Origin of the sequence: Cellulosimicrobium cellulans (assembly GCF_016907755.1) — a bacterium.
In the GTDB taxonomy this organism is placed as follows: Bacteria; Actinomycetota; Actinomycetes; order Actinomycetales; family Cellulomonadaceae; genus Cellulosimicrobium; species Cellulosimicrobium cellulans_D.
This window is the reverse complement of the sequence record NZ_JAFBCN010000001.1, coordinates 3,647,472-3,667,266: the sequence shown is the minus strand read 5'-3', so window position 1 is coordinate 3,667,266 and position 19,795 is coordinate 3,647,472. Positions and strand designations below refer to the sequence as shown.

Genomic DNA, 19,795 nt, shown 5'->3' with positions numbered 1-19,795 from the left:
GTCGACCCTCCGAGGGCCGGTCTCGACCGCGCGGGTCGATCTCGTGGCCGCCGTGGTCCGGCGCGCGCGGGTGATCGACTCCGCACTGCTGAGGCCCGTGCCCGAACGCACGCTCGTCCTCGTCCACTCCCTCGTCGCCGTCGTGATCGGGCTGCGGCTGCTCGGCCGGGACTGGACCCTCGTGGCCGCCCGGCCCGCAGTCCTCACCGGCGGCCCGACGCCGTTCGGCTGGCTCCCGTTCGCCGTGCCCGTGGCCCCTCTCGTCGGGTTGCAGGTCGTGGGTCTCCTCGGCGTGGCGCTCGCGCTCGCACGGGTGCGCGCGCGCGTCGGGTTCGCCGTCGCGTGGGGCGCGTACGTGCTGCTCACGGCCCTGTGGGGCAGCTCGGGCAAGGTGCTGCACAACGACGTCCTCACCATCACGGTGGGCGTCGTGCTGCTCGCGGCCACCGTGCCGGCGCGACCCGGGCCCGGTACGGTCGCGCGGTCCGGGTGGGCGGTCCACGGGGCGCTCGCGGTCGTGGGCTGCGTCTACCTCCTCACGGGCGTGCAGAAGCTCGTCCACAGCGGACCGGCCTGGGCGTTCGGCGACAGCATGGCGTGGGTCCTGCGCCAGGGGACGTCCCCGCTCGGGGAAGGGCTCACCCGTGTCGTCGCCGACCAGCCGGTCCTGACGCGCGCGCTCGCGACAGGTGCGCTCGTCCTCGAGCTCACCGCGCCCCTCTGGCTCGCCGTTCGCGTCACGAGGATCCCGTTCGCGGCCGCGGTGGCGGCCATGCACGCGAGCATCTGGGTGTTCCTCGGCCTGGACTACTCCGCGTGGGTCCTCACGGTCGCCGCGGTCGCGGTGCCGACCGGGCTGCGGGCCGCCTCGCGCGTGACACCTCCCGCGGACGGTAGGGCCGGGACCCCGCCCGCGGGCGGAGAGGGAGTCGGACCTCGGGTGGACCGGACCGAGGGAGGTGCGCCGGACGGCGGGGGCCAGGTGCCGCCGTCGGGTCGATGTGGCGAGGGGTCGCGGCGGGCGAGCCTCGAGGCATGACCACGACACCCCTCCGTCCCGCCCGCCACGTCCCTGGCCGTCCCGGTCCCCGTCGCGCGGCTCGCGCCGTGGCCGGCGTCCTCGTCGTCGGGGCGCTCGGCGCGGTGGGCGCGATCACGTACCTCACCGTGTCGACGCCCGACGGCGGCGCCGTCGCCGACCCGTCGCCCACGCTGCGCCCGCAGACCGCGACGGGCCTCGACCCGGAGCTCGAGCGGCGCTTCGACGTGGCACGGGCGGCGGCGGACGCCGACGGCGTCGAGCTCACCCTCACGTCCGGGTGGCGCACCGCGGCCGAGCAGCAGGAGCTCGTGGACGCCGCGCTCGAGCGCTACGGGTCGCCCGAGGAGGCGCACCGGTGGGTGCTCCCGCCCGAGTCGTCCGAGCACGTCGCGGGGCTCGCGATCGACGTCGGGCCGACGGACGGCGCCCTGTGGCTCGAGCAGCACGGCGCGGAGTTCGGCCTGTGCCGCACGTACGCGAACGAGCTGTGGCACTTCGAGGCCGCCGTCGAGCCCGGCGGGACGTGCCCCCCGATGTACGACGACGCGTCCCACGGGTGGGGCTGATCACCCGTCGGCCGGCGTCACGCCCTCTCCGCGGCGCCGTGCCGCTGGAGCCATCCGAGGATCAGGCGGGTGGTCTCCTCCGAGAGCTCCTGCTGGATCCAGTGTCCGCAGTCCAGCTCCACCACCTCGACGCGCGGGACGAACGCCTCGAGGTTCGGCGCTCTCATGACCGTGTCCCGTGCGCCGTAGACCATCAGTGCGTCCTGACGGACGATCGGGTCGACCTCCTTCATCAGCTCCCAGTTGCGGTCCAGGTTGCGGTACCAGTTCACGCTCGGGGTGAAGCCCGACGCCTCGAACGCGTCGACGAACACCGTCAGCTCGGCGTCGCTCATCACGGGCTCGCCGCGCGGCGTCTCGGTCTGGGCGAGGTCGAGGAGCCACATGCCCGGCGGCGGCTCCGCCGCGGGCTCGTTCTTGCGGTACAGGTTGCGCAGGAACTGGCGGGCGTTCGCGTCGAACACGGCGTCCGCCACCCCGGGCCGGCGGTTGAAGTGGACGAAGTACGAGTCGCTGCCGACGACCGCCTCGATGAACGCCAGGGGCGGCACGTCGCCGCGCTCCATGTACGGCACGCTGAGCGCGACCACGTCCTTCACGCGGGTCGGGTGCAGCACGGCAGCGCTCCACACCACGTTCGCGCCCCAGTCGTGGCCCACGAACGTGGCGTCCTCGTACCCGTAGTGGTCCAGGAGTCCGACGAGGTCGCCGGTCAGGTGCACGACGTCGTAGTCGGAGACCTCGGCGGGGCGGGACGACCTGCCGAAGCCGCGCTGGTTGGGGGCGATGACGTGGTAGCCCGCGTCGGCGAGCGCGGCCATCTGATGGCGCCAGGAGAAGGCCAGCTCCGGCCAGCCGTGGCAGAGGACGACGGGTCTGCCGGCGTTCTCCTGCCCCGCCCCGAAGACCTCGAGCTCGATGCCGTTGACGGTGACCATGGTCGGTTCGGGAAAGTCGATGGTGTGCGACACGGGTGCTTGTCCTTCCGGTGACGTGCCGATGCGCGCGGTGCGGCGATCGATCGGCGCGACCGTAGAGACCATCGCGGACAGGAGCTGTCCGCGGTGCGCGGGAGGCTGGGAACATGTCGACGGATCCCACCGGCCGCGCGCTCACGCTGCTCTCGCTGCTCCAGACCCACCGGTTCTGGCCGTGTGCGGAGCTCGCCCGGAGACTCGGCGTGACCGAGCGGACGGTGCGTCGCGACGTGGACCGGCTCCGGGGGCTCGGCTATCCCGTCGCCGCGACCTCGGGCAGGTACGGGGGCTATCGCCTCGAGTCCGGAGCGCACCTGCCGCCGCTCGTCGTCGACGACGACGAGGCCGTCGCGCTCGCCGTCGGGCTCGGCTGTGCGGCGGTCGCCGCCGTCGAGGGTATGGAGGAGACGTCGCTGCGTGCCTTCGCGAAGGTCGAGAGCCTGCTGCCGCACCGGTTGCGCAGGCGGGTGGCGGCGCTGCGCTCCAGCGTGAGGCCTGTGACGTCGCCGACCGACCAGGACCTGGTCGACCCGGGGTCGCTCAGTGTCCTCGCCGCCGCGTGCCGCGACCACGAGCTCGTGCGCTTCCCCTACCGCGCCGGTGACGGCACCCGCACCCGGCGCCTGGTCGAGCCGCACCGGCTCGTCGCCGCCGACCGCCGCTGGTACCTCGTCGCGTGGGACCGGGACCGCGGTGACTGGCGGACCTTCCGGCTCGACCGGCTCGCACGTCCGTCCGCGACCGGGGGCCGCTTCGCACCCCGCGAGATCCCCCGTGGTGGCGCGGCAGCGTTCGTCGCCCACGCCGTCGGCGCGGTCCCCCGAGAGCGGGTCGCCACCCTCCTCCTGGACGCCAGGCTCGACGACCTCGCCGAGGTGCTCCGGTGGGTGGACCACGACGTGGTCGACGCCGCGTCGGGGGCCGCGAGGGTCCGGATCCGTGGCGAGGACGTCGGGCGGCTGGCCCTGACGGTCGCACGGTTGGCTCTCAGCGCCCCCGTGCGCGTGGTCGAGCCCGACGACCTCGCGGACGCCGTCGTGCGCCTCGGCGCCCACCTCGCGCACCGGCGTCGGCCCTGAGCGCGACGACCACGCCAGCCGCACCCGACGGGGGCGGCAGATGTCGGCGGTCCGCGCGATGATGTGCGGGTGAGCGAGAGCACCCCCGCGACGTCCGCCCCGACCACCCCGACCGCGACGGACGAGGAGGTCCCCACGGCCACGTCCGCCGCCGAGCTCGACGAGGCCGCCGCGCAGAGGCGCTGGGCCGAGCTCGTCGCGCAGGTCGAGGCCGACCAGCGCGCGTACTACGAGGAGGACCAGCCCGTCTCCTCGGACGCCGAGTACGACGCCCGGATGCACGAGCTCCAGGCCCTCGAGGCCGCTCACCCCGCGCTCCAGTCGCCCGAGTCGCCCACCCAGCGCGTCGGGGGTCGCGCCGCCGCGGGGTTCGCGACGGTGCAGCACCTCGAGCCGATGCTGTCGCTGGACAACGCGTTCAGCGAGGAGGACCTCGCGGCGTGGGCGGCGCGCGTGCACCGCGACCTCGGCGTGGCCGCCGACGCGGAGGTGGGCTACCTGTGCGAGGTGAAGATCGACGGCCTCGCCATCGCGCTGCTCTACGAGAAGGGCCGGCTCGTGCGGGCCGCCACGCGCGGGGACGGGCGCACGGGCGAGGACGTCACGGCCAACGTCCGTACCATCACGAGCATCCCGCAGCAGCTCGCGGGCGACCCGGCCACGCACCCGGACGTCATCGAGGTCCGCGGCGAGGTCTTCATGGGCGTCGCGGACTTCGCCGCGCTCAACGAGAAGCTCGTCGCCGCAGGGCAGGACCCGTACGCCAACCCGCGCAACACCGCGGCCGGGTCGCTGCGCCAGAAGGACCCGGCCGTCACCGCGAGCCGCAACCTGCGCATGTACGCGCACGGCGTCGGAGCGCTCCAGTGGGAGGCAGGCGAGCACGCCGAGCTCGCGCGCCAGTCCGACGCGTACGACCTGTTCGAGCGGTGGGGCGTGCCCGTGTCGCCGCACAACCGGGTCGTGCACGGGCTCGACGAGGTGATGGAGCGCATCGCCTACTTCGGCGAGCATCGCCACGACATCGAGCACGAGCTCGACGGGATCGTCGTCAAGGTCGACGAGCTCGCGCTCCAGCGCCGGCTCGGGGCCACGAGCCGCGCACCCCGGTGGGCCATCGCCTACAAGTACCCGCCCGAGGAGGTCAACACGCGCCTGCTCGCGATCCAGGTCGGCGTGGGCCGTACCGGCCGTGCGACCCCGTACGCGGTCATGGAGCCCGTGAAGGTCGCCGGCAGCACGGTGCGCCAGGCGACCCTGCACAACCAGGACGTCGTGCGGGCCAAGGGCGTGCGCATCGGCGACATGGTCGTGCTGCGCAAGGCCGGGGACGTCATCCCGGAGATCCTCGGCCCCGTCGCGGCGCTCGCGGACGACGGCTACCCGCGCGAGGACTTCGTCATGCCGGCCGAGTGCCCCGAGTGCGGCACGCCGCTGCGCCCCATGAAGGAGGGCGACGTCGACCTGCGCTGCCCCAACGCCGAGTCCTGCCCCGCCCAGGTGCGCGGCCGCGTCGAGCACATCGGCTCGCGCGGCGGCCTCGACGTCGAGGCGCTCGGCGAGGTCACGGCCGCCGCGCTCACCCAGCCGTACGAGCCCGCCGAGCCGCCGCTGCGCACGGAGAAGAACCTCTTCGGGCTCACCGTCGAGCAGCTCGCGCCGATCAAGGTCGTCGTGCGCGACCCGGAGACCGGCCTGCCCCGGCCGTTCGAGGGCGTGGGGGAGTCGGGCGAGGTCGCGATGTCCGACGGCTCGGTGCTGCTCGCCAAGGTCGTCCGGCCGTTCCAGAAGGTCGCCGCGCGCACCTACCCGCCCGGGTTCGAGGACGCGACGCCCGCCGAGCGCCGCGCGGCGGGCGTCCGCAAGGACTACCCGGTGTACGGGCCGTCGAGCACGGCGCAGACCCTCGTCGACGAGCTGCGGCTCGCGAAGACGAAGGACCTCTGGCGCATCCTCGTGAGCCTCAACATCCGGCACGTCGGCCCGGTCGCGGCCCGAGCGCTCGCGGACTGGTTCGGGTCCCTGGACGCCATCGAGGAGGCGATCCGTGACGGGGGCCGCGAGGCCCTCGCGGCGGTCGAGGGCGTCGGGCCGGTGATCGCGGACGAGGTGATCGCGTGGCTCGAGGTCGGTTGGCACCAGGAGATCGTCGACCAGTGGAAGCGGGACGGGGTGCGGTTCTCCATCCCGGGGCATCCCGGTCCGGGCGCCCGGAAGGCACCCACCGGACCGCTCGCGGGACTCACCGTCGTCGTCACGGGGTCGCTCGAGGGCTTCAGCCGCGACGGCGCCAAGGAGGCGGTGATCGCCGCGGGCGGCAAGTCGTCGGGGTCGGTCTCGAAGAAGACCGACTACGTCGTCGTCGGAGCGAGCGCGGGCTCGAAGGAGACCAAGGCCCGCGACCTCGGCCTGCCCATCCTCGACGAGGACGGCTTCGTCGCGCTGCTCGCCGGCGGGCCCGACGCCGTCGCGGACCGGGTGGGCGGCGACACCTCCGGCGCGGACGACGAGGCGGGCGCCGGTACGGACGGCTGAGTCGTCCGACGCTCCGCGGCGCCGCACGGGTGGGTCAGGGCGCCGACGGGCGCCGCTCCATGACCTCCCGCAGCCGCGCGACGCCGTCGGGCGGGACGGGCAGGGACGGGCCGCGCGGGGGAGCGGTCGGCACGCCGAGGAGGTTCGCGAGCGCGTGGAACCCGCTCACCGGGCGCAGCGACGCCAGGACGTCCGTGAGCGCGCGCAGCCAGTCCAGGACCTGGGCGTCGGGCGCGGTGCCCGCGGCCCGGGCGCGCCGGAGCGCCGTGTACTCGGCGGGCACGAGCGCCGCGAGCCCCGTGTGCCAGGCGTCCGCGGCCTCGGCGCCGCCGACGATCGCCGCGTCGCCGCTGAGCCCGACGCTCACGCCGAGCCCCTCGGTCGCAGCCCGGAGCGCCGCGACGCGGCCCGCCGGACGCGCGGGCGTGGACGCCGGGTCCTTGACGGCCGCGACGGTCGCGGTGCGCGCGAGCCGGGCGAGCGCGGCGGGCGTGACGTCGTACGCCGTCTGCACGCTCCGGTTGTAGTAGCAGACCGGCAGGTCGACGGACGCCGCCACGGCCTCGAACACCGCCACGACCTCGTCCTCGTCGAGCGGGAGGTAGGAGGACGGCGCGAGCACGAGCCCGTCGGCCCCGCCGTCCCGCGCCGCGCGGGCGCGGGCGACGACCTCGCGCGTGGACGCGCCGCTCACGGCGACGTGCACGGGGACGCGCGGCGAACCGGCCGAGGAGCCCGCCGCGACGGCGGCGCGTATGACGGCGTCGCGCTCGTCGGGCGCGAACGTCACCCCGGCGCCCGACGACGCGAGGACGACGACGCCGTCGACCCCCGCGCGTGCGGCGTCGGCCACGACGGCGGCGAGCGCGTCGAGGTCAGGTGCGTCGGCGGGGGTGAGCGGCGTGATCGGGTAGGCGAGGAGGCCGTGGAACGAGGTCACGCGCCGAGTGTAGGGAACGGGGTGCGGGGCGCGCCGAGGGTCAGCGGCTCGCCCAGAGGATCCCGCGCTCCACGATCGTGCGGACGGGCGGGACCTCGAGGTCGGCGAGCTGGTGGCCCGCCGCGCACACGAAGATGCGGCCGGCGCCCCAGCGGCGCGTCCACACGGCGGGGGAGATCACGGGCTCGTGCCACGGGTCGCCGTCGCGCGGGACGATGGTCGTCGTCGCGAGGACCTCGTTGTACGAGTCGGCGAGCACCCAGTACTGCTCGGAGTGCAGCGCGATCGGGCCGATGCCCGCGACGATCGGGTGGTCCGCGTGCTCCGGCGCGATGTCGATCGTGTGGTCGATGAGGTCGTGCGCGTGCGCGGCGAACTGCCCGCCCACCATCTGCAGGTAGTCGGTCGCGAGGCGGAACGAGTCCACGATCCCGCCGTGCCAGCCCGCGAAGCCGGTGCCGTTCGCGATCGCCGTGCGCAGCCCGCGCATCTCGTCAGGGAGGATCTCGCCCATCGTCCAGCACTGGACGACGAGGTCCAGGCTCGCCATGAACTCCTCGTCGGCGTACGACTCCAACGATCCCTCGAGCGTCACGTCGTATCCGGACGCCTCCAGGAACGGGACGAACAGCTCCGCCGCCTCCTCGGGTGCGTGCCCGGGCCAACCGCCCCGGACCACGAGCGCTCGACGGTCCCGCTCGGTCATGACTCCTCCTCGTGCCTCGTCACACTCGTCACGTCCGCGTGTCGCGGACAGCGGCCCCCGGCGACCGCGCTCAGGCGATGAGCGCGTCGATCGCTGCGGGCGAGAGTACGTGATCCACGGCCATGGCGCTCGCACCGAGCACGCCAGCCTGGCCACGCGCCTGCGACGTGACGATGCGCAGGTGCTGCGTCGCGAGAGGGAGCGACCGCTGGTACACGATCTCGCGGATGCCCGCGATGAGGTGCTCGCCCGCCTCGGCGACGATGCCGCCGATGACGATGAGCGACGGGTTGAGGAGGCTCACGCACGCCGCGAGCACCGAGCCGATGTCCCGCCCGGCCTGGCGGACGGCCTGGCTCGCGGTGAGGTCCCCGCCGCGGACGAGGGTGACGACGTCCGAGCTGTTCGTCGCGTCGAGGCCCGCGGCGGCGAGCGCGGCGGCGACCGCCTGGCCGCTCGCGACGGCCTCGAGGCACCCGACGTTCCCGCAGCGGCAGGGGACGTCGGCCGCGCTCGGGACGGCTACGTGGCCGATGTCCCCGGCGGCACCCTGCGCGCCGCGCCGCAGCTCGCCGTCGGCGATGATGCCGGACCCGATGCCGGTGGCGACCTTGACGAACAGCATGTCCGTCACGGTGGGCCAGGCGGTGCGGTGCTCGCCGAGCGCCATGATGTTCACGTCGTTGTCCACGAGGACCGACGCGTTGAACCGCTTCTGCAGGATGCCGGCGACGTCGACGTCGTCCCACGCGGGCATGATCGGCGGGTTGATGGGGCGGCCCGACGAGTGCTCGACAGGCCCGGGGAGGCCGACGCCGACGCTCACGAGGTCGTCGAGGCTGCGCCCGGTCGTCGCGACGAGCTTCTCGCCCGTGTCCGCGACCCAGGACAGGACGACGTCGGGGCCGTCGGCGATCGCCAGCGCGGCGTCGGTCTCGGCGAGCACGTTGGACGCGAGGTCCGTCACGGCCAGGCGGGCGTGGGTCGCGCCGAGGTCGACGGCGAGGACGATGCGCGCCTCAGGGCTGAAGGCGAAGGTCACGGGCGGCCGCCCGCCGGTCGAGCTCGCCTCTCCCGCGGGGGCGATGAGGCCCGCCGCCATGAGGAGGTCGATCCGGGCGGCGATGGTGGATCGCGCCTGCCCCGTGATCGCTGCGAGGTCCGCGCGCGTGCGCGGCTGACCGTCCCGGAGCAGCTGGAACATGTCGCCGGCGCCGGTCGGGCGCGGCGCGAACTTCAGCAGTTCCTCCATGGGCACAGTGAATCACGGAGCCTCTCGTCGGTCGTCCGTACGTGCCGGACGAGTCATCGGCTTTTGCTTGACGATCGCCAAAAGGTACCCTACTGTCCCCTCCCAAGGCGACACGGACGTCGTCGGAAGTTGTGGAGACCCGAGGAAGGGCCTCCCGTCCGGGCGAACACCCGCCCCACCCGCTCGTGCAGACCCCGACCCCAGGCCGACTTCTCGGTGGTTCGGCTCGTCAGCCGGCCGTCGCGCCACCTGTCGACCCGCCTCGTCGATCACTGCCCGTTCGCGTCGTGGGAGCGTTCTCTCGCCCTGACAGCGCTTGTCCACTTTTGCTGGTAACGAAGTTGTAACAGCAGCAAAAGCCCGCGATCTTATGATTGACCGTCGTCAAAAGGTCGGCTAGGTTCACCGCATGGTCACCGCAGACCCTCCCCAGCCGCTCCTGCAGATGCAGGGCATCGTCAAGGTCTTTCCCGGGGCTCGAGCGCTCGACGGCGTCGATCTCGAGATCCTCCCGGGCGAGGTCCACTGCCTCCTCGGGCAGAACGGCGCCGGCAAGTCCACCCTCATCAAGGTGCTCGCCGGTGCCCACCAGCCGACCGAGGGCCAGATCCTCCTCGACGGCGAGCCCATCACCATCTCCGACCCCGTCGCCGCGCTGCGGCACGGCGTCGCGACCATGTACCAGGAGCTCGACGTCGTCGACGGCCTGACCGTCGCGGAGAACGTCTACCTCGGCCACGAGCTCTCGACCCTCGGGTTCTCCCAGCGTCGCGAGGCCGTGCGCCAGACGCGGGCGATCCTCAAGCGGCTCGGCCACAGCGAGATCGCCCCTAACCAGGAGGTCGAGCACCTCTCGGCCGCGGGCAAGCAGATCGTCTCGATGGCCCGGGCGCTGTCGCACGACGCGCGCGTCATCATCATGGACGAGCCGTCCGCCGTGCTCGACTCCGAGGAGGTGGGCAACCTCTTCCGCGTGGTCAAGGAGCTGACGAAGGCGGGCGTCGCCGTCGTCTACATCTCGCACCGCCTCGAGGAGATCCGCGAGATCGGCGACCGCATCACCGTCCTCAAGGACGGTCGGACCGTCGCCCAGAACCTCGCCGTCTCCGAGACCCCGACGCAGAAGCTCATCACCCTGATGACCGGGCGGTCCGTCGAGTACGTCTTCCCCGACTCCCAGGAGCTCGAGGACGGCGCACCCGTCGTGCTCGACGTCGCGGGTCTGGCCCTGCGGGGCGTGTTCGAGGATGTCTCGTTCCAGGTGCGCGCCGGGGAGATCGTCGGCCTGGCGGGCCTCGTCGGCGCGGGGCGCTCTGAGATCATCGAGACCGTCTACGGCGCGCGGCGCGCGACCGCGGGCACCGTGACGGTCGACTCGAAGCGGCTCCGTGCCGGCTCGGTGGCCGCCGCCGTGGACGCCGGGATCGGGCTCGCGCCCGAGGAACGCAAGAGCCAGGGTCTGCTCCTCGACGAGCCCGTCTACCGCAACGTCACCCTCTCGACGTTCTCCCGCTTCGCGCGCTTCGGCTTCCTCGACGAGGGCGCCGAGCGCACGGCCGCCAAGGAGCAGGCCGACTCGCTCGAGCTGCGGCCCGCCGGCGTCGACCGCGCGATCCGGACCCTCTCGGGCGGCAACCAGCAGAAGGCGATGCTCGCCCGCTGGCTGGTCCACGGCTGCCGCGTGCTGCTCCTCGACGAGCCCACGCGCGGTGTCGACGTCGGCGCGCGCGCCGAGATCTACGCCCTCATCCGCAGGCTCGCCGACGAGGGTGCCGCCGTCGTCGTCGTGTCCAGCGAGATCCCCGAAGTCCTCGGCCTCGCCGACCGGGTCCTCGTCGTCTCCGAGGGTCGCGTCGTGCACGAGGGGCCCTCGAGCTCCATCGACGAGCACCAGGTGCTCGACATGGTCATGGAAGGAAGTGTCGCGTGAGCGAGCAGGACGTGTCGGCATCGGTGCCGACGAAGAAGCCGGACGCCGACGAGTCGGCCCGGGTCGAGAAGGCCGCGAGCGAGCGCCGCAAAAGCGGGTTCATGTCCGGGGCGGCGGGTCGCAACATCGGTCTCGTGATCGCCCTGCTGCTCCTGTGCGTCGTGGGCTTCGCCACGGGGGGTGAGCGGTTCGCGAGCGTCAGCAACCTCATGACCATCCTCAGCCTCGGGTCGATCCTCGGCGTCCTGGCCATCGGCATGACGTTCGTCATCACGACGGGCGGGATCGACCTGTCGGTCGGCTCCGTGGTCGGGCTGGCGTCCGTGTGGGCGACGACGCTCGCGACGCAGTCGTACGGCTGGGTCGTCATGGTCGTGTGTGCGCTCGCGGTCGGCATCGGCGCCGGGCTCATCAACGGCCTGATCATCGCCTACGGGAGGGTCGTGGCGTTCATCGCGACGCTCGCGATGCTCGTCGCGGCACGTGGCCTCGCCGAGCTCATCGCGCAGAAGCGCACGCAGATCGTCGACGTCGCGGCATTCAACGACATCTTCCGGGGCAACCTCCTCGGGGTGCCGAAGATCGTGTGGATCTTCGCGGTCGTCGCCGTGCTCGGCTGGTTCCTGTTCAACCGCACGACCTTCGGCCGCCGGACGGTCGCCGTCGGCGGCAACCCCGAGGCCGCGCGCCTCGCGGGCATCAAGGTCAAGCGGCACCTCATGTACGTGTACGCGCTGTCCGGCCTCACCGCCGGCATCGCCGGCGTCATGTTCCTGGCCCGTACGAGCGCGGGCTCCTCGACCAACGGCCTCCTCATGGAGCTCGACACCATCGCGGCGGTCGTCGTCGGTGGCACGCTCCTCGCGGGTGGCCGAGGGACGATCGTCGGCACGGTCCTGGGTGTCCTGATCTTCACGACGCTCACGAACGTCTTCATCATCAACAACGTCGACAGCTCGGTCCAGCAGATCGCCAAGGGCGCGATCATCGTCGGCGCGGTGCTGCTCCAGCAGCGCCTCGCCCGGCGGACCACGTAGCGCCACCGTTCCTCCGGCGCCTCGCGCCACGCACAGCCCGCATCACCCCGTCAGTTCCCCCGAAGTTCCTCCAGCAGGACAGCATCGAAGGAGATCCCATGTCCGCACGCACCACCCTCCGCCGCCGCATCACGCTCGCGACGGTCTCCGCCGCGTCGATCGCCCTGATCGCCACGGCGTGCACGTCGAACACCCCGGAAGCCGAGGACACCGCGGAGGCGAACGGCGGCGGCAGCAGCAACGAGGCCGTCTCCGACAACGACGCCCCCGGCGACCCGATCGTCATCGGCTTCTCGGCCCCCGCCGCCGACCACGGCTGGATGGGTGCCATCACGACCGCGGCCGAGGCCGAGGCCGCGGAGTACGAGGACGTCGAGCTCCGCGTCGCCGACGGCACGAACGACGTCAACGTCCAGATCAGCCAGATCGAGGGCTTCATCAACGACGGCGTCGACGCGATCGTGCTCCTGCCGTTCGACGGCGCCGCGCTCACCGAGGTCGCGACCAAGGCGATGGAGGCCGGGATCCCGGTCATCAACGTCGACCGCGAGTTCTCCAGCCCGTTCGCCGCCCGCACCACGGTGCTCGGCGACAACTACGGCATGGGCGTGAGCGCCGGCCAGTACATCTGCGAGCAGCTCGGCGACAACCCTGACGCCGTCGTCGCGGAGATCGCGGGCATCGACTCGCTGCCCCTCACGCAGGACCGCAGCCAGGGCTTCGAGGACGCGCTGTCCGACTGCGGCCTCGACGTCGACAACCGCGTCGCGGCCGACTTCACCGTCCAGGGTGGCGAGGCGGCGACCGCCAACCTGCTCCAGGCCGCGCCGCAGATCGACGCCATCTGGAACCACGACGACGACCAGGGCGTCGGCGTGCTGTCCGCGATCGAGAACGCGGGCCGCGACGAGTTCTTCATGGTCGGCGGCGCCGGCTCGAAGCAGGTCATGGAGCACATCCAGGCTGGCGACTCGGTCCTCCAGGCGACGGTCGTCTACCCGTCGACCCAGGCCGCGGACGGCATCAAGCTCGCCCGCCTCGTGGCGCACGAGAAGAACATGAGCGACCTCGCGTCGTCCGGCGTGCCGCGCACCGTCCAGCTCTTCGCGCCGGTCGTGACCAAGGACAACGTCGACCAGTACCTGCCCACGGCGTTCCAGTCCTGACGGACCGCTGACGCCCGTCGTCAGCACGCAGCAGGAAAAGCACGCGGACCACGCCCACGGTCCGCCCGGGAGCACCCGGCCGGACCGTGGGCGTGCTCACGTCACGCGCAGGAAAACGCGCACGGAAGGAACGTCATGGCAGGAAACGACGGCGCGCAGCTCGGCGTCGGCATGGTCGGGTACTCGTTCATGGGGGCAGCGCACTCGCAGGCATGGCGGACCGCCCCCCGGTTCTTCGACCTCCCCCTCGACCCGCGCATGCGGGTGCTCGGCGGCCGCAACCCGGAGGCGCTGGCCGCCGCCGCGGAGCGGCTCGGCTGGGAGTCCACGGAGACCAGCTGGCAGGCGCTCGTCGCCCGGGACGACGTCGACCTCGTCGACGTGTGCACGCCCGGTGACACGCACGCCGAGATCGCGATCGCGGCGCTCGAGGCGGGCAAGCACGTGCTGTGCGAGAAGCCGCTCGCGAACACGGTCGCCGAGGCCGAGAAGATGGTCGCGGTGGCCGAGGCCGCCGCCGCGCGCGGCCAGGTCGCGATGGTGGGCTTCACCTACCGTCGCGTGCCGGCCATCCAGCTCGCGCGGCAGCTCGTCGCCGACGGGCGCATCGGGACCGTGCGCCACGTCCGCGCGCAGTACCTGCAGGACTGGATCGCGGACGAGAACGCGCCGCTGTCGTGGCGGCTCGACAAGACGAAGGCCGGCAGCGGGGCGCTCGGCGACATCGGCGCCCACGTCATCGACCTCGCGCAGTTCATCACCGGCGAGCGGATCACGAGCGTCTCCGGACTGCTCGAGACCTTCGTGACCGAGCGGCCCGTCGCGACGGAGTTCGCGGGGCTGTCCGGCCAGGGCGGCGCCGAGCGCGGACCCGTCACCGTGGACGACGCCGCGATCTTCCTTGCCCGGCTGTCCGGCGGGGGCATCGGGACGTTCGAGGCCACGCGGTTCGCCTACGGCCGCAAGAACGCGATCCGCCTCGAGATCAACGGCTCGAAGGGCTCCGTCGCGTTCGACTTCGAGGACATGAACGTCCTGCACTTCTTCGACGCCGCGGACGACGCGGTCGTCGCCGGCTTCCGGCGCATCGTCGTCACGGAGCCGGAGCACGCGTACGTCGCGCACTGGTGGCCCGCGGGCCACGGGCTCGGGTACGAGCACGCCTTCACGCACCAGGCGGTCGACCTCGTCGAGGGGATCGCCGCCGGGAAGCACCCGGCGCCGACCTTCGCGGACGGCCTCGTGGTGCAGCGCGTGCTCGACGCGGTCGAGCGGAGCGCGGCGTCGGGAGGCTGGGTCCAGCCCTAGGGCGAGGACCGGCCTTCCGGACGGGAGTCCGGTCGTCGGCCGTGCGCAGACGCGCGGCCGACGACCGGGACGACGAGAGGAGGTAGGACCGCCGCACACGCGGCGAGAAGGTGCCCGGCGGAGCACCGACGTCTTTCCGCCGACGAGCCCGGGACGGACGGCAGGCCGATGGCGCCGACCCGGCGGAGCGCAGCACAGTTCCCCATCTCGACGAGGAGACCTTGTGAGAAACGTGCTAGGAGGATCGCGCGCCGTCAGGCGCACGGTCGCGGCAGCAGCCGCGGCAGCGGTCGCTCTCCCCCTGACCATCGCGACGGCGGTGTCGGCCACGGCCGCGCCGGCACCCGCGAGCGTCCAGACCGGCCAGGTCACGGCGCCGCTCGCGGCCGCCGCGGACACCGTCCCGTTCGACGTGCTCGTCTTCAGCAAGACCGGTGGCTTCCGCCACGGGTCGATCCCCGCGGGCATCGCGGCGATCCAGCAGCTCGGTACCGAGAACAACTTCGAGGTCACCGCGACCGAGGACGCGGGTGCGTTCACGGACGAGAACCTCGCGCAGTACGACGCCGTCGTGTGGCTGTCCACGACCGGCGACGTCCTCAACGACGACCAGCAGGCCGCGTTCGAGCGCTACATCCAGAACGGAGGCGGGTACGCGGGCATCCACGCGGCGTCCGACACCGAGTACGACTGGCCCTGGTACGGCGGGCTGGTCGGCGCGTACTTCAGCGCCCACCCCCAGAACCAGGACGCGACCGTCAAGGTCGAGGACCACGCCCACGAGTCGACGTCGCACCTGCCCGCACGGTGGGACCGCTACGACGAGTGGTACAACTTCCGCACCAACCCGCGCGACACGGTGCACGTGCTCGCGAGCCTCGACGAGACGTCGTACTCGGCAGGCTCGGGCGCGATGGGCGCCGACCACCCGACGGCCTGGTGCCAGGTCTACGACGGCGGCCGGTCCTGGTACACCGGCGGTGGTCACACCGACGAGTCGTTCCAGGAGCCGGAGTTCCTCCAGCACCTCCTCGGCGGCATCCAGACCGCCGCGGGCGTCGTCCCGTCGGACTGCAACGCGACGCAGTCCGACAGCTACGAGCTCGTGCCGCTGGACGAGAACACCGCGAACCCGATGATGCTCGACGTCGCCCCGGACGGGACGGTCTTCTACGTCGAGCGCGACGGACGCGTCCGTGTCATCGACCCGGCGACGAACCAGACCACGACGGCGGCGACGCTCTCGGTCACGCAGGCCAACGAGGACGGGCTCACGGGCATCGTGCTCGACCCGGACTTCGGCGAGAACGGGTGGGTGTACCTCTTCTGGTCGCCGCAGGACGTCGGGGCCGACGGCCCGCACAACCGGGTCTCCCGGTTCGACTACGACGCCGCCACGAAGACGGTCTCGCTCGCCTCGGAGAAGACGGTCCTCAAGATCCCGACGCAGCGCGAGACGTGCTGCCACGCGGGCGGTGACATGGTCTTCGACGCGGACGGCAACCTGTTCGTCGTCACCGGCGACAACTCGAACCCGTTCGAGTCGGGCGGCTTCACGCCGATCGACGAGCGCGCGGGTCGCCAGAACTTCGACGCGCAGCGCACGTCGGCCAACACGAACGACCTGCGCGGCAAGGTCCTGCGGATCCACCCGGAGGACGACGGCACGTACTCGATCCCCGAGGGGAACATGTTCGCGCCCGGCACCGCGCAGACGAAGCCCGAGGTCTACGCGATGGGCTTCCGCAACCCGTTCCGCATCGGGGTCGACCCGACGACCGGTAACGCGCTCGTCGCCGACTACGGTCCCGACTCGGGCGCAGCCGACCCGGCCCGCGGTCCGCGCGGTGCGGTCGAGTGGAACGTCGTGAGCGACCCCGGCTTCTACGGCTGGCCGTACTGCACGGGCTCGAACAACAACTACGTCGACTACAACTTCGCGACCGGCCAGTCCGGCGCGGCGTTCGACTGCGCCGCGGGCGTCGTCAACAACTCGCCGAACAACACCGGCCTGCAGCAGCTCCCCCCGGCGATCGCGGCCGAGGTCTGGTACACGGGCGGCGGCAACCCCGACTTCCCGGAGATCGGTGGCGGCGGTGCGCCCATGGGCGGCCCGGTCTACCAGTACGACGCCGACCTCGACTCGGACGTCAAGTGGCCCGAGTACTGGGACGGCAAGGCCCTGTTCGGCGAGTGGAACCAGGGCAGGATGTACTCGTTCCAGCTCGACGGCGAGAAGCGTGACGACCTGGTCGACATCAACCGCGTCCTTCCGAAGATCTTCGACCCGTCGGCCGGCTTCGACCGCCCGATGGACTTCGACTTCGGTCCGGACGGCGCGCTGTACGTCGTCGACTGGGGTGCCGGCTTCGGTGGCAACAACGACTCGAGCGGCGTCTACAAGGTCAACTACGTCCAGGGCGACCCCGCCCCGATCGCCCGCGCGAGCGCGGACGTGACGAGCGGCGCCGCGCCGCTGACGGTGCAGTTCTCCTCCGAGGGCACGCGCCACCCGGCGGGCGACCCGATCACGCTGCAGTGGACCTTCGGCGACGGCTCGGAGCCGTCCACCGAGGCCAACCCGGTGCACACGTACACCGCGAACGGCAGCTACACCGCTCAGCTCGTCGCGACCGACGAGGACGGCGCCGTGGGTGTGGCGAACGTGTCGATCGTCGTGGGCAACCAGGCCCCGACCGTCTCGATCACGTTCCCCGAGAACGGTGGCTTCTTCGAGTGGGGCGACCAGGTGAAGTACGAGATCGCCGTGGACGACCCCGACGGGGAGGTCACGTGCGACAACGTCACGCTGTTCACCTCGCTCGGCCACGACTCGCACGCGCACCCCATGGAAGAGCTCTCCGGTTGTGAGGGCACGCTCCAGACCGCGCGCGACGAGGGCCACGGCATCGAGTCGAACATCTTCTGGGTGGTCGAGGCGATGTACACCGACGACGGCGGCGAGGTCGGCGTGCCGCTCTCGGACAACGACCTGCAGATCCTGCAGCCGAAGCTGCTCCAGTCGGAGTTCTTCACCTCGACGGGCCGCGTCGGCTCGAACACCAGCGGGACGCCCGGCGTCCAGACCGAGACCACGGGCGACTCCGCGGGCGGCGGCCTGAACATCGGCTTCATCGAGCCCGGTGACTGGTGGGCGCACTCGCCGGTGTCGCTCGCGAACGTCGACTCCATCACCCTGCGCGCGGCCTCGCCGGGCGGCGGCGGTCCGATCTCGCTGCGGTGGGACGACCCCGAGGGGCCGGAGATCGGCAGCGTCACCGTCCCGGCGACGGGCGACTGGCAGGTCTACACCGACGTCACCGCCGAGCTGCACGACGTCCCGTCGGGCAGCGGCACGCTGTACTTCGTCCAGACCGCCGGCCAGTCGAACGTGAACTGGATGGTCATCAACGGGCGTGGCGTGACGGACAACGTCCGTCCGACGATCGACTCGTTCGACGTCACACCGACGACCGGTACGGCACCGCTGACGGTGACGGCGACGGCGACGGCCTCCGACCCCGAGGACGACGCGATCACCTTCGCGTGGGACGCGGGGCTCGGTGACGGGTTCGTCGACGGCAGCGACTCGTTCGAGGTCACGTACGACCAGCCGGGCACCTACCGGCTGCAGGTGCGTGCCACGGACGCGCGCGGGGCGTACTCGGTGGAGTACACGACCGTGACGGTGAAGGAGGCCCAGACGGGACCGGGGATGTGCTTCTCGGGCCGCTCGGACGACTTCCTCGGCACGGACCTCGACGAGGACCGCTGGACCGTGGCGAACCGCGACCAGAACCTCGCCGTGCGCGACGGCCACCTCGTCATCCCGACGACGGCGACCGACTTCTACGGCACGGGCAACACCACGGTCCCGAACCTGGTGCTGCAGGACCTGCCTGACGGGCCGTTCACGGCCACGGCCAAGCTCACGCTGCCGGCTCGCCAGCAGTACCAGCAGGCCGGTCTGGTGATCTGGGAGGACCAGGACAACTACGCGAAGATGGTGCTCCAGGGCCGCTCGCAGTCGGCGGACCCGGCAGCGCGGATCTTCCAGTTCATCCGGGAGGAGAACGGCGTCCCGAACGAGGTCGCCGCGTCCAACACGGCGAACCTCGGCGCTGCCTACCCCGACACGGTCTACGTGCGGTTCGTGAGCAACGGTGAGAACCTCCAGGCGGCCTACTCGGCCGACGGCGTCGACTTCACGACGATGTCGGAGACCAAGTCGATCGCCGACCTGGAGAACGTGAAGATCGGGCTCGTGTCGCTCAAGGGGAACAGCACCGCGTCCCCCGTGGTCGACGCCGAGTTCGACTGGTTCTCGATCACGCCCGACGACACGGCGTCCGCCGCCGGGCCGGACGACGAGTTCGACGGCACCGCCCTCGACGCGTGCCGCTGGTCGATCGTCCGCGAGGACCCGACCGGCTACCGCGTGGCGGACGGCTCGCTGCAGATCGACACGACCCCGACCGACATCTACGGGACGGGCAACACGGACGTGCCGAACATCCTGCTGCAGGAGCAGCCGGGCGACGAGTGGACGATCGAGACCAAGGTCGACGGCTCGGCGTTCGACCGCCAGTACCAGCAGGGCGGTCTGATCGTCTACGGGGACGACGACAACTACGTCAAGATCGACTACGTGGTCGACAACCAGGCGGGCCAGGCCAGGGCCGCCCGGATCGAGCTGCGCAGCGAGGTCGGCGGAGTGGTCCAGGACCCGCAGCCGAGCGTGAACAACGTCGCCGAGTCGGTCTGGCACCTGCGCCTGACGCGGTCGGGTGACACGTTCACCGGTGCGTACAGCGCCGACGGCGAGACCTGGACCGAGCTGGCCCAGGGCGTGACGAACGCGGCCGCGGCGGACGCCCAGGTCGGGCTCTTCGCGCTCGGTGCGTCGGCTGCGACGGGCGCGCCCGCGTCGTTCGACTACTTCCGGGTGGTCGGCGACGAGGCCGAGCCGATCGCGGTGACCATCACCGCGGAGACGCGCTGCATGGCCGGCAAGACGTTCGTCGCGGTGCGCGCGGCGAACGACGACGCGGTCCCGCTCGCGATCGCTCTCGAGACCCCGTACGGGTCGAAGGAGTTCGCGGACGTGGCGCCCGGTGCGAACGCCTACCAGTCGTTCGCTTCGCGCGCGGCAGGGGTGGACGCGGGCACCGTGACGGTGACCGCGACCGACGCCGAGGGGAGGACGTTCTCCGGGACGGCGGACTACGCCGCCCGGGCCTGCTCCTGACAGGTTCCG

13 protein-coding genes are annotated in these 19,795 nt (G+C 72.2%); 9 read left to right on the top strand and 4 right to left on the bottom strand.

Going from position 1 to position 19,795, the window contains the following annotated elements; all coding sequences use genetic code 11:
- Window positions 1-43 precede the first annotated feature (43 nt).
- Complete coding sequence (locus JOE63_RS15990) at window positions 44-1,039, top strand: hypothetical protein (protein WP_204542567.1); 996 nt, start codon at window positions 44-46, stop codon at window positions 1,037-1,039.
- Window positions 1,036-1,608 (top strand): M15 family metallopeptidase, encoded by a 573-nt coding sequence (locus tag JOE63_RS15985; RefSeq protein ID WP_204542566.1) that lies wholly within the window; start codon window positions 1,036-1,038, stop codon window positions 1,606-1,608. Before JOE63_RS15990 ends, JOE63_RS15985 begins: the two co-directional genes overlap by 4 nt.
- 17 nt (window positions 1,609-1,625) lie before the next feature.
- Here JOE63_RS15985 and JOE63_RS15980 read toward each other — a convergent pair whose 3' ends face one another.
- Window positions 1,626-2,579 (bottom strand): alpha/beta fold hydrolase, encoded by a 954-nt coding sequence (locus JOE63_RS15980; protein WP_307840157.1) that lies wholly within the window; start codon window positions 2,577-2,579, stop codon window positions 1,626-1,628.
- A gap of 113 nt (window positions 2,580-2,692) precedes the next feature.
- Here JOE63_RS15980 and JOE63_RS15975 point away from each other — a divergent pair, with 113 nt between their 5' ends.
- Complete coding sequence (locus JOE63_RS15975) at window positions 2,693-3,664, top strand: helix-turn-helix transcriptional regulator (RefSeq protein WP_204542563.1); 972 nt, start codon at window positions 2,693-2,695, stop codon at window positions 3,662-3,664.
- A gap of 69 nt (window positions 3,665-3,733) precedes the next feature.
- Window positions 3,734-6,199 (top strand): NAD-dependent DNA ligase LigA, encoded by a 2,466-nt coding sequence (gene ligA, locus JOE63_RS15970; RefSeq protein ID WP_204542562.1) that lies wholly within the window; start codon window positions 3,734-3,736, stop codon window positions 6,197-6,199.
- A gap of 34 nt (window positions 6,200-6,233) precedes the next feature.
- Here ligA and JOE63_RS15965 read toward each other — a convergent pair whose 3' ends face one another.
- From JOE63_RS15965 to JOE63_RS15955, 3 genes are all read right to left on the bottom strand, one after another.
- On the bottom strand, window positions 6,234-7,139 hold the full coding sequence (locus JOE63_RS15965; protein ID WP_204542560.1) for a dihydrodipicolinate synthase family protein: 906 nt from the start codon (window positions 7,137-7,139) through the stop codon (window positions 6,234-6,236).
- Between the two features lie 40 nt (window positions 7,140-7,179).
- The gene (locus JOE63_RS15960; protein ID WP_087469462.1) at window positions 7,180-7,845 is read right to left on the bottom strand and encodes a ThuA domain-containing protein; all 666 of its coding nucleotides are present in this window, start codon (window positions 7,843-7,845) and stop codon (window positions 7,180-7,182) included.
- A gap of 70 nt (window positions 7,846-7,915) precedes the next feature.
- Entirely contained in the window at window positions 7,916-9,097 is a 1,182-nt protein-coding gene (locus tag JOE63_RS15955) for an ROK family transcriptional regulator (RefSeq protein ID WP_204542559.1), read from the bottom strand.
- Between the two features lie 409 nt (window positions 9,098-9,506).
- Between JOE63_RS15955 and JOE63_RS15950 the strand changes: the two genes are divergently transcribed.
- The 5 genes from JOE63_RS15950 (at window position 9,507) to JOE63_RS15930 (ending at window position 19,786) form a co-directional block, all read left to right on the top strand.
- Window positions 9,507-11,027: a sugar ABC transporter ATP-binding protein gene (locus tag JOE63_RS15950; protein ID WP_087469460.1), complete on the top strand. Its 1,521-nt coding sequence runs from the start codon at window positions 9,507-9,509 to the stop codon at window positions 11,025-11,027.
- Window positions 11,024-12,064, top strand: a complete 1,041-nt coding sequence (locus tag JOE63_RS15945; RefSeq protein WP_374059050.1) for an ABC transporter permease — start codon at window positions 11,024-11,026, stop codon at window positions 12,062-12,064. Before JOE63_RS15950 ends, JOE63_RS15945 begins: the two co-directional genes overlap by 4 nt.
- Window positions 12,065-12,162: 98 nt before the next feature.
- Window positions 12,163-13,230 (top strand): substrate-binding domain-containing protein, encoded by a 1,068-nt coding sequence (locus tag JOE63_RS15940; RefSeq protein ID WP_087469459.1) that lies wholly within the window; start codon window positions 12,163-12,165, stop codon window positions 13,228-13,230.
- Between the two features lie 135 nt (window positions 13,231-13,365).
- Window positions 13,366-14,538, top strand: coding sequence for a Gfo/Idh/MocA family protein (locus tag JOE63_RS15935; protein WP_087469458.1), 1,173 nt, complete (start codon window positions 13,366-13,368; stop codon window positions 14,536-14,538).
- Between the two features lie 319 nt (window positions 14,539-14,857).
- Window positions 14,858-19,786 carry a ThuA domain-containing protein gene (locus JOE63_RS15930; RefSeq protein WP_307840155.1) on the top strand — a complete coding sequence of 1,643 codons (4,929 nt, stop codon included), beginning with the start codon at window positions 14,858-14,860 and terminating at the stop codon, window positions 19,784-19,786.
- Window positions 19,787-19,795 lie beyond the last annotated feature (9 nt).

What these genes read in the sequence shown, in the direction of transcription:
- JOE63_RS15985 (WP_204542566.1), top strand. Translation starts at nt 1,036, where the DNA reads ATGACCACGACACCCCTCCGTCCCGCCCGCCACGTCCCTGGCCGTCCC.
- JOE63_RS15975 (WP_204542563.1), top strand. Translation starts at nt 2,693, where the DNA reads ATGTCGACGGATCCCACCGGCCGCGCGCTCACGCTGCTCTCGCTGCTC.
- JOE63_RS15960 (WP_087469462.1), bottom strand. Translation starts at nt 7,845, where the DNA reads ATGACCGAGCGGGACCGTCGAGCGCTCGTGGTCCGGGGCGGTTGGCCC.
- JOE63_RS15955 (WP_204542559.1), bottom strand. Translation starts at nt 9,097, where the DNA reads ATGGAGGAACTGCTGAAGTTCGCGCCGCGCCCGACCGGCGCCGGCGAC.
- JOE63_RS15950 (WP_087469460.1), top strand. Translation starts at nt 9,507, where the DNA reads ATGGTCACCGCAGACCCTCCCCAGCCGCTCCTGCAGATGCAGGGCATC.
- JOE63_RS15940 (WP_087469459.1), top strand. Translation starts at nt 12,163, where the DNA reads ATGTCCGCACGCACCACCCTCCGCCGCCGCATCACGCTCGCGACGGTC.
- JOE63_RS15935 (WP_087469458.1), top strand. Translation starts at nt 13,366, where the DNA reads ATGGCAGGAAACGACGGCGCGCAGCTCGGCGTCGGCATGGTCGGGTAC.